The 14,311-nt window shown below is 70.1% G+C and carries 12 protein-coding genes and 1 riboswitch; of the genes, 8 read left to right on the plus strand and 4 right to left on the minus strand.

The annotated features are described in order from the left end of the window. Positions 1 to 47 precede the first annotated feature (47 nt). Together ACFRIC_RS01895 and ACFRIC_RS01900 are read left to right on the plus strand one after the other, a co-directional pair. Entirely contained in the window at positions 48 to 320 is a 273-nt protein-coding gene (locus ACFRIC_RS01895) for an ANTAR domain-containing protein (protein WP_382778510.1), read from the plus strand. 261 nt (positions 321 to 581) lie between these two features. Further along, positions 582 to 1,103 carry a GNAT family N-acetyltransferase gene (locus tag ACFRIC_RS01900; RefSeq protein ID WP_382778511.1) on the plus strand — a complete coding sequence of 174 codons (522 nt, stop codon included), beginning with the start codon at positions 582 to 584 and terminating at the stop codon, positions 1,101 to 1,103. A gap of 227 nt (positions 1,104 to 1,330) precedes the next feature. On the opposite strand, the gene abc-f is transcribed toward ACFRIC_RS01900, so the two are convergent. The 3 genes from abc-f to ACFRIC_RS01915 form a co-directional block, all read right to left on the minus strand. Continuing rightward, positions 1,331 to 2,977: a ribosomal protection-like ABC-F family protein gene (gene abc-f, locus ACFRIC_RS01905; protein ID WP_382778512.1), complete on the minus strand. Its 1,647-nt coding sequence runs from the start codon at positions 2,975 to 2,977 to the stop codon at positions 1,331 to 1,333. A gap of 274 nt (positions 2,978 to 3,251) precedes the next feature. Then, on the minus strand, positions 3,252 to 3,836 hold the full coding sequence (locus ACFRIC_RS01910) for a DinB family protein (RefSeq protein ID WP_382778513.1): 585 nt from the start codon (positions 3,834 to 3,836) through the stop codon (positions 3,252 to 3,254). A gap of 151 nt (positions 3,837 to 3,987) precedes the next feature. Further along, a complete protein-coding gene (locus tag ACFRIC_RS01915) occupies positions 3,988 to 4,323 on the minus strand; it encodes a hypothetical protein (RefSeq protein WP_382778514.1) in 336 nt (111 codons plus the stop codon). Positions 4,324 to 4,466: 143 nt separating this feature from the next. On the opposite strand from ACFRIC_RS01915, the gene ACFRIC_RS01920 reads away from it, so the two are divergent. Beyond that, a complete protein-coding gene (locus tag ACFRIC_RS01920) occupies positions 4,467 to 4,994 on the plus strand; it encodes an SUKH-4 family immunity protein (RefSeq protein ID WP_382778515.1) in 528 nt (175 codons plus the stop codon). Next, complete coding sequence (locus ACFRIC_RS01925; RefSeq protein WP_382778516.1) at positions 4,987 to 5,733, plus strand: phosphotransferase family protein; 747 nt, start codon at positions 4,987 to 4,989, stop codon at positions 5,731 to 5,733. The genes ACFRIC_RS01920 and ACFRIC_RS01925 overlap by 8 nt, the downstream gene beginning before the upstream one ends. Positions 5,734 to 5,765: 32 nt before the next feature. Here the strand turns inward: ACFRIC_RS01925 and ACFRIC_RS01930 are convergent, their stop codons facing one another. Then, complete coding sequence (locus ACFRIC_RS01930; RefSeq protein ID WP_382778517.1) at positions 5,766 to 7,172, minus strand: short-chain fatty acyl-CoA regulator family protein; 1,407 nt, start codon at positions 7,170 to 7,172, stop codon at positions 5,766 to 5,768. 378 nt (positions 7,173 to 7,550) lie between these two features. Between ACFRIC_RS01930 and aceA the strand changes: the two genes are divergently transcribed. From aceA to metE, 4 genes are all read left to right on the plus strand, one after another. Then, entirely contained in the window at positions 7,551 to 8,834 is a 1,284-nt protein-coding gene (gene aceA, locus ACFRIC_RS01935) for an isocitrate lyase (RefSeq protein ID WP_382778518.1), read from the plus strand. Positions 8,835 to 8,928: 94 nt separating this feature from the next. After that, positions 8,929 to 10,527, plus strand: a complete 1,599-nt coding sequence (gene aceB / locus ACFRIC_RS01940) for a malate synthase A (protein ID WP_382778519.1) — start codon at positions 8,929 to 8,931, stop codon at positions 10,525 to 10,527. After that, entirely contained in the window at positions 10,524 to 11,399 is an 876-nt protein-coding gene (locus ACFRIC_RS01945) for a 3-hydroxybutyryl-CoA dehydrogenase (protein WP_382778520.1), read from the plus strand. Before aceB ends, ACFRIC_RS01945 begins: the two co-directional genes overlap by 4 nt. Before the next feature lie 179 nt (positions 11,400 to 11,578). Further along, positions 11,579 to 11,821, plus strand: a riboswitch (cobalamin riboswitch). A 166-nt stretch (positions 11,822 to 11,987) separates the two neighbouring features. After that, the gene (gene metE, locus ACFRIC_RS01950) at positions 11,988 to 14,306 is read left to right on the plus strand and encodes a 5-methyltetrahydropteroyltriglutamate--homocysteine S-methyltransferase (protein ID WP_382778521.1); all 2,319 of its coding nucleotides are present in this window, start codon (positions 11,988 to 11,990) and stop codon (positions 14,304 to 14,306) included. Positions 14,307 to 14,311 lie beyond the last annotated feature (5 nt).

Below are 14,311 nucleotides of genomic sequence, written 5' to 3' on the forward strand. Positions count from 1 at the left end.
GGCGACCGGGTCTCGGACAAGGCGAACGTTCTGCCGACAACACCGAGATGCCGCACTCCGATCGGCCCCGGTCCGAGGGCGACGGGCAGGCCGTGGTCGAACGAGCGACGGGCGTGATGATGGCCCTGGGCCGACTGGACACGGACCAGGCCGGGCTCGCGCTGTCCGAGGTCTCCAGGCGCACGGGGATCGACTTGGGTCGTATCGCTGAACTGCTCACGGCCTGGACGTCCACGGGCGAACTCAATCTGGGCCTTCGGATCGCCCTGGAAGAGGCCATCCGGCACCAGCGCCCCGCTTCCTCGCGCCGGACGCCCTGAGAATCCGGCGCCGCGCGCCAGGGCGGACGCCGCCTGCCCCGGATGCCGGATGCCGGATGCCGGATGCCGGATGCCGGATGCCGGATGCCGGATGCCGGATGCCGGATGCCGGAGACAAGCCTCCCATCGCATCGGTCCAGCCGTGGAGAGGATGCTCCGGCCCGCACCGGCCTCGACCCCGGGCTCCTGTTCTCATGGTGTGTCCGAACAACCCTCGTCCGCTTCGCCGGGGTACGGGAACCGATCGTGAAGGTGCGAGAAATGGTTGAGCTGAGCCCGTTCACCCTTGCCGACGCCGGTGTTGTCGCGTCGTGGATATCCGGACCGGCTGAACTGGCGAATTGGGCCGGTCCCGGATTCACCTGGCCGCTGGATGATGTGCAGCTCGCCGCCTATGTGGCGGAGCCGGGACGCCGGACTTGGATGGGAGTCGGAGCCGATGGCCGCTTGGTGGGCCATGCCTCGCTACGGTTGGCTGCTGACGGCATGTCCGCAAGGCTCGGGCGGGTCCTCGTCGCCCCGGACGCCCGAGGCCAGGGATACGGGAGCGCGTTCCTGACGCTCGTGCTGACCTTCGGCTTTGCCCGACTGGGCCTGGAGCGAGTGGAGCTGGGGGTCTTCAGCCACAACGACAGCGCGGTGCGGCTGTACGAGCGCCTCGGGTTTCGCCTGGCCAAGGTGCTTCCCGCCACGGACCAAGGGAGCGGACAGTCCTCGTCCGCACTGGAGATGAGCCTCGCAAGGGCCGACTGGTTTCCTGAGACTCATCGAGTTGAACCCTGAACGGTGCACGTTCGATGTGAGGATCACGACCGGCGTTCGTGTCACCACCACTCAGCCTGCCGCCCAAGGCGCCTGCCACACGCCAGGACACCCGAACAGCACGAGACGAGCAGCCGCCCCGCATTGAGCCAAGGCCGCCGCCCCGGCCTGGCCGCCCCGTCTGCCGTGACAGTGCTGCCGTGAAGCGCGGGGCGGCGAACTCGCCCTTCAAGCCCTCGTCGACCGGATCAGCACCTGCGCCCGCCGCGCAGTTCCAGCCGCTCCCCCGGGAAGCGCTCGCGGAAGCCCCGGTCGTGCGAGACGGCGACCACCGCTCCCGGGTACACCGCGAGCGCTGCTTCCAGGTCCTCGACCAGGTCGAGTGCGACATGGTTCGTCGGCTCGTCGAGCACGAGAAGGTCCACGGGGTGGGTCACCAGCCTCGCGATCTGCAACCGGCGTTGCTGGCCCGCGGACAGCTCGGTGACCGGCGTATGCAGGTCCTCCTCACGGAACAGCCCCAGTGCCAGCAGTTGTCCGGCGTACTCCTGCGATGGTCCGGGCCGACCGGACGCGAAGGCGGCGAGCAGCGGGAGCCGTGTGGAGCGCGCGGGCAGTTCCTGCGCGAGATACCCGAGCCGAGCCGGGCGCCGCACCATGCCGGCCTCCGGTTCCAGATCGCCCGCCAGGACCCGTAGCAGCGTGGTCTTGCCCGCCCCGTTCTCCCCCGTGACCAGCAGTCGTTGCCCGGGGGCGATCGTCAACAGCCCTTCCAGTCGCAGCCGTTCGCCGACCGCCACGTCGGTGAGCTCGGCGACCGGGCGGTCGAGGGGAGGCCCGCCGTCCACCGCGCCCAGGGCGGCCGTGAACCGCAGCGGTTCCGGCGGCGGCGCGACGGGGTCGCGCCGTAGATGGCCGAGCCGCTCGCGGACCGCCCGCACCTGACCGCCGAGCTTCGCCTCGTGCGAGCGACGGTGCTTGCCGAAGCCCTGCCGCGGGTCCCCTCCAGTGGTGGCCAGCCGCTTCCCGGCGGCCTCCAGCAGTTCCTCGGTGCGGGTGACCTCTTCAACCCAGTCCGTGTACCGCTGTTCGGCACGGCGTCGGGCCGTCGTCTTCGCGGAGCGGTAGCCGGCCCAGCCGTCGCCGTACCGGTGTACCGTGCGCGCGTCCCGGTCGACCTCGAGGATCGTGGTGGCGATCTTCTCCAGGAAGCCGCGGTCGTGGGTGACCGCGACGACGGTGCCGCGGTGCGCGCGCAGGCGCTCCTCGAGCCAGTGCACGGCCACCGCGTCGAGGTGGTTGGTCGGCTCGTCGAGGAGCAGCAGTTCGGGGGCGGCGGCCAGCACACAGGCGAGCGCGAGGCGCGACTGCTCCCCGCCGGAGAGGGAGCCGAGCAGGCGGTCACGGGTGATGCCGGCGAGCCCGAGTCCGTACATCGCCGCATCCACGCGGGCGTCGGCCTCGTACCCGCCACGTTGCTCATACGCGATCAACAGCTCGCCGTACGCGCCGAGTTCGTCTTCTGATGCCTCGCCGAGGCGCTCCTCGGCCTCACGGAGTCGGCGTTCCATGGCGCGCAGTTCGGCCAGCGCGAGGTCGACCGCGTCCTGTACGGAGCGGTCCGGGTCGAGGTCGAGTGTCTGGGCCAAGTAGCCGGTGCCGCCCGGGAAGTTGGCGGTGATGTACCCGGCATCCGGGACCTCGGACCCGGCCAGCAGTCGCAGCAAGGTGGACTTGCCGGAGCCGTTCTCCCCGATGACGGCCGCCTTCTCCCCCGGACGGACGGTGAAGCACACCTGGTCGAGAAGGGTCCGGGTGCCGTAGGACTTGGTGACGTTCTTGAGAGACAACTGCGCCACGGCAGCGGGCACAGCGATATGGGCGCGTTCGCGCATGTGACTTTCCCTGATGATGCGAAGTGTCTACGGGCAGCAGAAGCGGCGGCGTCGGCCGCGCCCGGACTCAGAGAAAGTAGAAGAAACGCATAGCTGCATCGTACAGGATGATTCACATCCACCCCGCCCTCGACGGCCTGGCGAACGCGTCCGGCCCAGGTTCCACCGTTTGCCTCAGTTGGACGGGAACCCTGCACAGCCATGACGGCGCGTTTCTCCGTCACTGGCCTGCACCGACAGCCCCAGCCGAGCCGCCCTTCCGTAAGACAACCCCCTAAGCCTTGATGGGTGCGGCCGACCTGGCGGCCAGCTCGATCTTCGCGCAGTAGGCCGCACGGGCTTCCTCGTCGATCTGCTGCTCGTGTTCGGGGCGCAACCCGGTCCGGCCGTCGAGGCCCTCGCGCAGGATGTCGGCGTGCCCGGCATGCCGGTTGGACTCGCCGAGGACGTGGACCATGACGGCGAACAGGTTCGTGTTGTGGTGAGGGTCCGGCCACCACGGCACGTGGCCGGGAGCATCGAGGGGAAGCCCGTTGATCGTCGCGTCCGCGTGTTCCCAGGTGCGCCGGTAGAACCCGATGATCTGCTCGCGGGTCTCGTCCTCGGTCGCCCACAGGTCGTCGCCCTTGTAGTCCTGCCACCGGGGCAGCGGTTCCGGGGAAGGGCGGTCGAAGACCTCGCCGAAGTACCTGGCCTCGACGGTGGCCACGTGCTTGACCAGGCCGAGGAGGTTGGTCCCGGTGGCTGTCAAAGGCCGACGGGCGTCGTACTCGGACAAGCCGTCGAGTTTCCAGAGCAGTGCCTTGCGGTCCCGCCGCAGTCTCCCGTGCAGGTTGTCCTTCGCGAAGTCATCGATCATGCGGCATGAGCCTGCCACGGGCTGGTCGTGGTCTCAAGGTCCCGAACACATGGCCGCGAGAGCTCAGTGTGGCTATGTACGAACGAGCCTCGTTCAATCTCCTCCGCACCCGGAATCCCACCAGTCATGAGGGCAGCGGCTCACGCTCGCCTCAAGCGACGAATCTGGTGGCGAAGGCCGACATCAGGGTGTCCGCCCTCAGCAGTAGCTCAGGGTCGGACGTTCCCGCCACGCGGACAGAAACCTCAGCGCCACCCACGGCGTTGGCAAGGTGCACTTCAAGGTGATGGGCTGATCCGAAGAGTGTATAGCTGTACCAGCGGTCCGGGTGCTCATCGTCGGTGACCTCAAGGCCGAGTTCGACGGTCTGCCAGTCGGTTTCATCGAAGTCGTAGCCGGCATACTGCGCCAGGAGCGTCAAGAAAGGCTGGACGTTCTCGTTCCAGATCCAGCCGCCTACCGCGCGTTCCCGGTCGCTCTCCGCCATGCGGCCAGAGTGCCATACGCGGCATGTGCGCGCCCTGCCATATATCCGTACACGAAGCTGCGGACAGAGCCTCGAAAACGGCTCTGGCCGCGCCTACGTGATCGATCTTGAGTTGCGTCGCCGTGTCGGGAGATGCTGCAACTGTGAACAACGACCAGGGTGTTGGGTGGGCGGCGGTCGAGGGCGATCTGCGGTTCGTGCTGTCTCAGCCGCTGGAGCGGTTGATCGCCGGGGATCAGCAGGTGCTCATTCCGGAGGCCCAAGGCTGGGACATTCCCGAAAGCGACCGGAGGGCTCTGCGCGAGCTGGGCCTGCCGCGCCTGCCGCTCTTCACGTTCAGGCCGCAGTCCAGCCCAGATCCGGTACTGGCGCCCAACCTGGCGAGCACGTACGAGCGCCGTTTCATCGAAGGTGGCCGGCGACTCTACGACCTGGGGTTCTGGGGACCGAGCGAAGACAGCTTCGTGGTCGGCGTAGTTCCAGGCGATGGCTGTGTCCTGTGCCTTCTCCCCGAACCCCCATCACCGTCGAAGACATCCCGGAGTTCTCCGGCCCCACCACGCAGGTCTGCACACACCAGCGGACGTCCCTCAGAACTAGCCACGCAATCGCCCGCGAAAATCCCGGCGACGTCGGCGGTCGCGCCCGGGATACTGGGCGCCCATGGATGAGGTCGAAGTCGTCGTCGCCCATTCCGAGCGTGCGACCCTGCGCGTGGGTGACGTGTTCTTGAAGGTGGACGTCGATCAGGCGCGCGTCGACGTCGAGGTCGAGGCGATGTCCCTCGTTCCGGTCCCGACCCCGGATGTCCTCTGGCGCAAGCCGCCGGTGCTCGCGATCGCCGCGGTCCCGGGGACGACGCTGGGGAGCCTCGGCGGCCCCGCGACCGGATCGCCGTCGGCGTGGGCCGCGGCGGGCGCCGCCATCCGGAAGCTGCACGAGGCACCGCTGCCGCCCCGGACCGGCCGCGCCGGCCGCAGCATCGACGTACTGGCGACCGAACTCGACGAAGAGTGCGCGTTGCTCGTGACGACTGGCCTCCTGCCCGCCGACCTGGTCACCCGCAACCGCGAGGTCGCCGAGGCCGCGCTCCGGCCGTGGACGCCCGCGTTCACACACGGCGACCTGCAGATCGCACACGTCTTCCTCGACGGCGACGAGGTCACCGGCATCATCGACTGGTCCGAGGCGGGCCAGGGTGATCCCCTCTACGACCTCGCCACCTTCACACTCGGACACGAGGACCACCTCGCCGACGTCGTCGCCGGCTACGGCACCGACGTCGACCTCGATGTGATCCAGGCATGGTGGTCGATGCGAAGCCTGCTGGTGGTCCGCTGGCTGAGCGAACACGGCTTCGACCCCTTCACGCCCGGCTGTGAGGTCGACGTGCTGCGATCCCGGATGTGACGTCGCAGGTGGCCGCCAAGCCCGTCGTACCGTCAGTTCGCGTGATCGGTCACCGGATACGGGACGAACGTGCTGGTGTTCTGGTCGATCCGTAGGGGACGGCCGAGCGGTGGTGCCGCGCGTTGGGGGCAGTCGAGGCGTTCGCAGACCCGGCAGCCCATGCCGATGGGGGTGGCGGCGGAGGCGTTGGTGAGGTCGAGGCCGTCGGAGTAGACGAGCCGGTGGGCGTGGCGGATCTCGCAGCCGAGGCCGAGGGCGAAGGTCTTGCCGGGTTCGCCCCAGCCGCCGCGGTGGCGGGTGATCGCCCGCGCGGTCCACAAGTACCGCTGCCCGTCCGGCATTTCGGCGATCTGGACGTGGATGCGACCGGGCGCGGCGAACGCCTCGTACACGTTCCACAGGGGGCACGTGCCGCCGGCGCGGGAGAAGTGGAAGCCGGTCGCCGACTGTCGTTTGGACATGTTGCCCGCCCGGTCCACGCGGACGAAGGAGAAGGGCACTCCGCGCAGGCGGGGGCGCTGGAGGGTGCTCAGACGGTGGCAGACGGTCTCGTAGCCGAGGCCGTAGCGGTCGGTGAGGCGTTCGATGTCGTAGCGGACCTCTTCGGCCGCCGTGTGGAAGGCGGTGTACGGGAGGATCAGCGCCGCGGCGAAGTAGTGGGCGATGCCGATGCGGGCCAGGGCGTGGGCGGACGAGCCCGCCGGGAAGTCCTCCGACGCCTGCTGGTCGAGCCCTTCGCCGTGTTCGAGCAGGGCGAGTTGGGTCGCGAGGCGGAACGCGCGCTGGCCGGGGCGCAGGCGAGCGGAGAGGTGCAGGGTGCGGGTCTGATCGTCGTAGTGGTGCAGGCGCTCGCCGCTCCCGACGGCCGGCCGCACGCCGTGTCGTTCGGTGAGGCGCGCGGCGAGGGCCGGGACGACCTCGCCGGGGCGGATGCCGATCTCCTCGGCGAGACGTTCGGCGGCGAGGTCGGTGTCGTGGAGGTAGTTCTGGCGGCGGTAGAAGAAGTCGCGGATCTCCTCGTGCGGGGAACGGGGGCCCTCGTGTTCGGCGTCCCGCCCGTCGGCGGCGCCCGCGAGCCGTTCGGCCAGGAGCTGGTTGCGGCGGCCGAGGTCCAGCAGGACCTGAGCGACCGCGGGCAGGCGCGCGGCGAGGTCGGCCAGGTCGGACGCGGACACCCGGGCTCCCGCGATCTCGCCCGCCAGCGACTCCCGTAGATCGGCGACCAGCCGAGTCGTGTCGCGCTCGGAGAAGAAGGTCGGGTCGACGCCGAAGGTCTCGGTGAGCCTGAGCAGGACCGGCACGGTCAGCGGGCGGGAGTCGTGCTCCATCTGGTTCAGGTAGCTGGGCGAGATGGCGAGGACACGGGCCAGTTCGGCCTGGCTCATCCGCCGCTCCTCACGCAGCCGCCGCAGTCGTGCTCCCGCGTAGGTCTTGCTCACCGCGCTCCTCCCCTGGCCGGGACCGACGGTGGTCAGCGTAGGCGAAGAACGGTCTTGCCAACCCTTCGCAAACTTGGCAAAAGGCGCCGTGAAGATTCGCAGAAGTTGGCAGCCGTCCACCGTTGTTGGCACCGAGTGCCAGTGCCAGAGTTCCAGTGCGGCCCGCCGGACCTTCGGCAGCAGGCGCGCAGAACCGGGCGCGATTCACGCCCTGACGTCGGAGATCCCGGCATCTGCGCTCTGCTGCGCGGCAGCATTGCTCAGCCCGTTCAGCGACGGAACGGCGGGCCGCATCCCAGGCAGAGACACAGAGTGCCACTCCCTCTCTCCACAGCCGGGAGATTGGCAGATCGAACAACCGAGGAGACGGTGAAGACCATGGCAGAGTCGAGAACCACGGCGGCCGAGGAACTCGCGGGACACTGGGCCACCGACCCCCGTTGGCGTGGAGTCGAGCGCACCTACGGCGCCGAGGACGTGATCCGGCTCTCGGGCAGCGTCCGTGAGGAGCACACGCTGGCCCGTCGCGGTGCCGAGCGCCTGTGGCGTCAGTTGCACGAGCGGGACTACATCCACGCGCTCGGCGCGCTCACCGGCGGGCAGGCGGTCCAGCAGGTCAGGGCGGGCCTTCAGGCCATCTATCTGTCCGGCTGGCAGGTCGCCGCCGACGCCAACCAGGCCGGCCACACCTACCCCGACCAGAGCCTGTACCCGGTCAACTCGGTGCCACAGGTGGTCCGCCGGATCAACAACGCCCTGCTGCGCGCCGACCAGATCGCCACCGCCGAGGGCGGCACGGACACCACCGACTGGCTCGCCCCCATCGTCGCCGACGCGGAGGCCGGTTTCGGCGGCCCGCTCAACGCGTTCGAACTGACCAAGGCGATGATCGCGGCCGGCGCGGCCGGCATCCACTACGAGGACCAGCTCGCCTCCGAGAAGAAGTGCGGCCACCTCGGCGGCAAGGTCCTCGTCCCGACCTCGCAGCACATCCGTACCCTCAACGCGGCTCGTCTGGCCGCCGACATCGCCGACGTACCGACCGTCATCGTCGCCCGCACCGACGCCCTCGCCGCCAATCTGCTGACCAGCGACGTCGACGAGCGCGACGCCCGGTTCGTCACCGGCGAGCGCACCGCCGAGGGCTTCTACCGCGTCAGGAACGGCATGGAGCCCGTGATCGCCCGCGGCCTCGCCTACGCCCCGTACGCCGACCTGATCTGGGTCGAGACCGGCACCCCCGACCTCGCTCAGGCCCGGGAGTTCGCCGAGGCCGTCCACGCCGAGCACCCGGACCAGATGCTGGCCTACAACTGCTCGCCGTCCTTCAACTGGAAGGCCGCTCTGGACGATGACCAGATCGCCAAGTTCCAGCGGGAACTCGGGGCCATGGGCTATCGCTTCCAGTTCATCACCCTGGCCGGCTTCCACTCCCTGAACCACGGCATGTTCGACCTCGCGCGTGGCTACGCCGAGCACGGGATGACTGCTTACGTCGACCTCCAGGAAAGGGAGTTCGCCGCCCAGGAGCACGGGTTCACCGCCGTCAGGCACCAACGCGAGGTCGGTACCGGCTACTTCGACCTGGTCTCCACCGCCGTCAACCCGGCGTCCTCCACCACCGCTCTGGCCGGGTCCACGGAGGAAGAGCAGTTCCACTAGAACGTGTGGCCTCCCCCGCCCGCTCCCGACCGAGTGGGGATCGTACGGCCTCCCCCGTCCGCTCCCCACTCCCCCCTTCCGTCTGGAGAACCCGATGTCCACCACCACCCTGACCCACCGCGTCCGCGTGCTCGCGGCGCCGGGCGACCGGCACGACGAGATCCTCACGCCCGCCGCCCTGGACTTCGTCGGCAGCCTCGCCGCCGCGTTCGGCGAGCGCAGGCGGGAGTTGCTGAAGGAACGCAGACGCCAGTCCCTGCGCATCGCGGCCGGCTCCCCGCTCGACTTCCCCATCGTCACCTCGGGCGTCCGTGCCGACCCCTCCTGGCGCGTGGCGCCCGCGGCACCTGGCCTGACCGACCGCCGGGTCGAGATCACCGGACCGCCGGAACGTCGTATGGCGGTCAACGCCCTCAACTCCGGTGCCCGGGTGTGGATGGCGGACTTCGAGGACGCCACCGCCCCCACCTGGGCGAACATCATCGGCGGCCAGCTCACCCTGCTCGACGCGATCGAGCGCCGCATCGACTTCACCGCCGAGGACGGCAGGGAGTACCGACTTGCCGACCGGGAAAGGCTCGCCACCATCGTCGTCCGGCCGCGCGGCTGGCATCTCACCGAGGACCACCTGGAGTTCGACGGCGGACCGGTGCCCGCAGCCCTCGTCGACTTCGGGCTCTACTTCTTCCACTGCGCGCGGCGTCAGATCGACGCCGGGCACGGACCCTACTTCTACCTGCCAAAGCTGGAGAACCGGTACGAGGCACGGCTGTGGAACGACGTCTTCCTCACCGCGCAGGAACTGCTGGGCATCCCCCGGGGCACGATCCGGGCCACGGTCCTCATCGAGACGATCACCGCGGCCTTCGAGATGGAGGAGATCCTCTACGAGCTGCGCGAGCACAGCTCCGGCCTCAACGCGGGCCGGTGGGACTACCTGTTCAGCCTGATCAAGACCCTCGGGCATCGCACCGACTTCCTCCTCCCCGACCGGGCGAAGGTCACCATGACCGCGCCTTTCATGCGGGCATACACCGAACTGCTCGTGCGCACCTGTCACAAGCGCGGCGCCCACGCCATCGGCGGCATGGCGGCCCAGGTGCCGAGCAAGGACCCGGCCACCCACGAGGCGGCGCTCGCCACGGTACGGCTGGACAAGGAGCGCGAGGCGGAGGACGGGTTCGACGGGTCCTGGGTCGCCCATCCCGGGCTCGTCCCGGTGTGCCGTGAGGTGTTCGACGGTGTCCTGGGGGACCGGCCCGACCAGACCGACCGGACGCGGGACGACGTGGACGTCCGGGCCGCGGACCTGCTGTCGGTGCGCCGGATCACCGGACCGCCCACGCCGGAGGGCGTGCGCACCAACATCGCTGTCGCGTTGCGGTACTTCGCCGCCTGGATGCGGGGTCAGGGAGCGGTCGCCCTGTACGGCCTCATGGAGGACGCGGCGACCGCCGAGATCGCCCGCGTGCAGATCTGGCAGTGGCTGCGACACCGGGTGATCGACCGGCTGGGCGTGGTCGACATCCTCGACGAGGAACTCGCCGCGCTCGGATCCGAGTACCCGTGGGCGGACCTCGACGCCGTGCGCGCACTCTTCGAACGCACCGCCCTCAGCGGCGAGTTGCCTCTCTTCTTCACCCCGGACGCCTACTCCGGGCACCTCGTGCGGCACGCGGAGCCCCGATCGTGAGCGCCGGCTTCCGGCGCGTGGGCGTGGTCGGGGGCGGCCGGATGGGCGCGGGCATCGCCGAGGTCTGCGCGCGGGCCGGACTGGACACGGTGGTCTGCGAAGCCGACGCGACAGCCGCCCGCGCAGCCCGCGAACGAGTGGCCTCCTCTCTCGAACGGGCCGTACGCCGAGGCAAGTTGGAGCCACAGGCAGCGCGGGACGCCCTCGCCCGCATCGTCTTCACGGGCACTCTGGACGACCTGGCCGACCGGCAGCTCGTCGTCGAGGCGGTCATCGAGAACGCCGACGCCAAGACCGAGGTGTTCGCCGCCCTCGACAAGACCGTCGAGGATCCGGGTGCGGTGTTCGCGACGAACACCTCCTCCTTGCCGGTGATGCGGCTCGGGATGGCCACGAGCCGTGCCGACCGCGTGGTGGGACTGCACTTCTTCAACCCGGTGCCGGTGCTGCCGCTGGTGGAGGTCGTGGCCTCGCTGCACACCTCGCCGGAGACCGTGACCGCGGTGGAGGACTTCGCCACGGGCACGCTCGGCAAGACGGTGATCCGCTCACGGGACCGAGCCGGCTTCGTCGTCAACGCCCTGCTGATCCCGTACGTACTGGCGGCCGTCCGGATGGCGGAGTCGGGCTTCGCCACGGCGGCCGACATCGACACCGGCATGGAGCTGGGCTGCGCCCATCCGATGGGCCCGCTCAAGCTCGCGGACCTGATCGGCCTGGACACCGTCGCCTCGATCGCGGAATCGCTCTACGACGAGTTCAGGGAACCCCTCTACGCCCCGCCCCCGCTGCTCCAGCGCATGGTCGAGGCGGGACTGCTGGGCCGGAAGACCGGACGGGGATTCCACACCTACGGCCAGGCGACAGCCTGAACATCCTGCCCCGACCGGGCCGAGGGCCGGACCGCACTGCCGACCGAGGGAGCCGGCGGACGCCTCACGGGGGGAGGGCGACGGGAAGCGTGGGGGCGGCGCTTCCCGTCGTCACCGCGCCCGTGTCCCCGTCACCATCCGAATGCCGGACGGGGTCGGCCGCGCGGGCGGATTGCCCTAGGGTGGGCGGTGCAGCTGGTTCGCCCCGTCCGCCAGGCGGGATGCGTCGTAAGAGGGAACCCGGTGGGAATCCGGGACTGCCCCGCAGCGGTGAGCGGGAACGACCGCCGTCATACGCACTGGGTCCGACGAACCGGGCCTGGGAAGCGACGGCCAGTAGGTGTCTCGTATCGCTCGTACGAAGTGTGTACGAGGAGACGTGCCCGTGAGTCCGAAGACCTGCCCGTTGCCCGCGCGCGAAAGGACTCGTGCGCGGATGTCCCGGTGACCTCGTGGGCGGGTCGGCGTACATATCGGACGGAAGATCGCGCCGTGCCGCGCGAGGTCGGTTCCGCCCGGTCCGTCACCCCTTCGCGCTCGCGTCCCGTCACCGGGATCCCAGGGAGATATCTCGCGAAGGAGATTTCCGTGACAGCGAAGTCCGCGACCGCGGCAGCACGGGCCACCGTGTACGGCTACCCCCGCCAGGGACCCGACCGGGAACTGAAGAAGGCGATCGAGGGCTACTGGAAGGGCCGCGTCACCGCCGACGCCCTCCACCGCGCCGCCGCCGACCTCCGCGCCGCGAACTGGCGCCGGCTCACCGAAGCCGGTGTCGACGAGGTCCCGACCGGCGACTTCTCGTACTACGACCACGTCCTCGACACCACCGTCATGGTCGGCGCGATCCCCGCCCGCCATCGGGCCGCCCTGGAGGCGGACGCCCTGGAGGGCTACTTCGCCATGGCGCGCGGTACGCAGGATGTCGCACCGCTGGAGATGACCAAGTGGTTCGACACCAACTACCACTATCTGGTGCCCGAGTTGGGCCCTGACGTGGTCTTCACGGCCGACTCCACCCGGCAGGTCGCCCACCTGAAGGAAGCGCTCGCCCTCGGACTGGACGCCCGTCCGGTCCTGGTCGGGCCGGTCACCTACCTGCTGCTCGCCAAACCCGCCCCGGGCGTGCCCGCGGACTTCGAACCGCTCACGCTGCTGGACCGCCTGCTGCCGGTGTACGCCGAGGTCCTCGCCGACCTGCGCGCGGCCGGAGCCGAGTGGGTCCAGTTGGACGAGCCCGCCCTCGTTCAGGACCGCACCCGGGCCGAACTGGACGCCGCCGCCCACGCCTACCACGCGCTCGGCAGCCTGACCGACCGGCCCAAACTCCTGGTCGCCTCGTACCTCGACCGGCTCGGCGAGGCCCTGCCGGTGCTGGCCAAGGCCCCCGTCGACGGGCTCGCCCTGGACTTCACCGACGCCGCGGCGGCCAACCTCGAGGCCCTCGCGGCCGTGGGCGGTCTGCCCGGCAAGCGACTCATCGCGGGTGTCGTGAACGGCCGCAACATCTGGATCAACGACCTGGCCAAGTCCCTCGCCACCCTCGGCACCCTGCTGGGTCTCGCCGACCAGGTCGACGTGTCGGCGTCGTGTTCCCTCCTCCACGTCCCGCTCGACACGACCGCCGAGCAGGACATCGACCCCCAGATCCTGCGCTGGCTCGCCTTCGCCCGCCAGAAGTCCACCGAGATCGCCACCCTCGCCCAGGGCCTGCGCCTCGGCACCGACGCGATCGCGGGCGAACTCGCCGCGAACCGCGCCGACTTGGCCTCGCGCGTGAACTCACCGATCACACACGACCCCGCCGTCCGGGCCCGCATCACGGCCGTCACGGACGCCGACGGCCGCCGCTCACAGCCCTATGCCCGGCGGGCACCGGCTCAACGAGCCCGTCTCGGCCTTCCCCTGCTGCCGACCACCACGATCGGCTCCTTCCCGCAGACCGGCGAACTGCGCACCGCCCGCGCCGACCTGCGGACGGGACGCATCGACGCGGCAGGCTACGAGGAGCGCATCCGGGCCGAGATCCAGGAGGTCATCGCCTTCCAGGAGAAGACCGGCCTGGACGTCCTGGTGCACGGCGAGCCCGAACGCAACGACATGGTCCAGTACTTCGCCGAGCAGATGACGGGATACCTGGCCACGCGGCACGGTTGGGTGCAGTCCTACGGAACTCGCTACGTCCGTCCGCCGATCCTGGCCGGGGACATCTCCCGCCCCGGACCGATGACCGTGCGCTGGACGACGTACGCCCAGTCGCTCACCTCCCGGCCGGTGAAGGGCATGCTCACCGGCCCGGTCACCATGCTCGCCTGGTCCTTCGTCCGCGACGACCAGCCCCTCGGCGACACCGCCCGACAGGTCGCCCTCGCCCTGCGGGACGAGGTCGACGACCTGGAGACGGCCGGGACTTCGGTGATCCAGGTGGACGAGCCCGCCTTGCGCGAGACGCTGCCACTGCGGGCCGCCGACCGCCCAGCGTACCTCGCGTGGGCGACCGAGGCGTTCCGGCTGACCACCGGAGGCGTACGGCCGGACACCCAGATCCACACCCACATGTGCTACGCCGAGTTCGGGGACATCGTCCAGGCCATCGACGACCTCGACGCCGACGTCATCAGCCTCGAAGCCGCCCGCTCGCACATGCAGGTCGCGCGCGAGCTCGCCGCGCACGGCTATCCGCGTGAGGCCGGGCCCGGCGTGTACGACATCCACTCGCCGCGGGTACCCAGTGCGCAGGAGGCCGCCGCGCTCCTGCGGACCGGGCTCGAGGCCATTCCCGCCGAGCGGTTGTGGGTCAACCCCGACTGCGGCCTGAAGACCCGCGGTTGGCCGGAGACCCGCGCCTCTCTGGAGAACCTGGTCGCCGCCGCCCGCGAGGTTCGCGAGGAACTCTCCGCCCGCTAGCCAGA

Origin of the sequence: Streptomyces sp. NPDC056738, assembly GCF_042790435.1 — a bacterium.
In the GTDB taxonomy this organism is placed as follows: Bacteria; Actinomycetota; Actinomycetes; order Streptomycetales; family Streptomycetaceae; genus Streptomyces.

What these genes read in the sequence shown, in the direction of transcription:
- ACFRIC_RS01925 (WP_382778516.1), top strand. Translation starts at nt 4,987, where the DNA reads ATGGATGAGGTCGAAGTCGTCGTCGCCCATTCCGAGCGTGCGACCCTG.
- aceB (WP_382778519.1), top strand. Translation starts at nt 8,929, where the DNA reads ATGTCCACCACCACCCTGACCCACCGCGTCCGCGTGCTCGCGGCGCCG.
- ACFRIC_RS01910 (WP_382778513.1), bottom strand. Translation starts at nt 3,836, where the DNA reads ATGATCGATGACTTCGCGAAGGACAACCTGCACGGGAGACTGCGGCGG.
- ACFRIC_RS01900 (WP_382778511.1), top strand. Translation starts at nt 582, where the DNA reads ATGGTTGAGCTGAGCCCGTTCACCCTTGCCGACGCCGGTGTTGTCGCG.
- abc-f (WP_382778512.1), bottom strand. Translation starts at nt 2,977, where the DNA reads ATGCGCGAACGCGCCCATATCGCTGTGCCCGCTGCCGTGGCGCAGTTG.
- ACFRIC_RS01915 (WP_382778514.1), bottom strand. Translation starts at nt 4,323, where the DNA reads ATGGCGGAGAGCGACCGGGAACGCGCGGTAGGCGGCTGGATCTGGAAC.
- aceA (WP_382778518.1), top strand. Translation starts at nt 7,551, where the DNA reads ATGGCAGAGTCGAGAACCACGGCGGCCGAGGAACTCGCGGGACACTGG.
- ACFRIC_RS01895 (WP_382778510.1), top strand. Translation starts at nt 48, where the DNA reads ATGCCGCACTCCGATCGGCCCCGGTCCGAGGGCGACGGGCAGGCCGTG.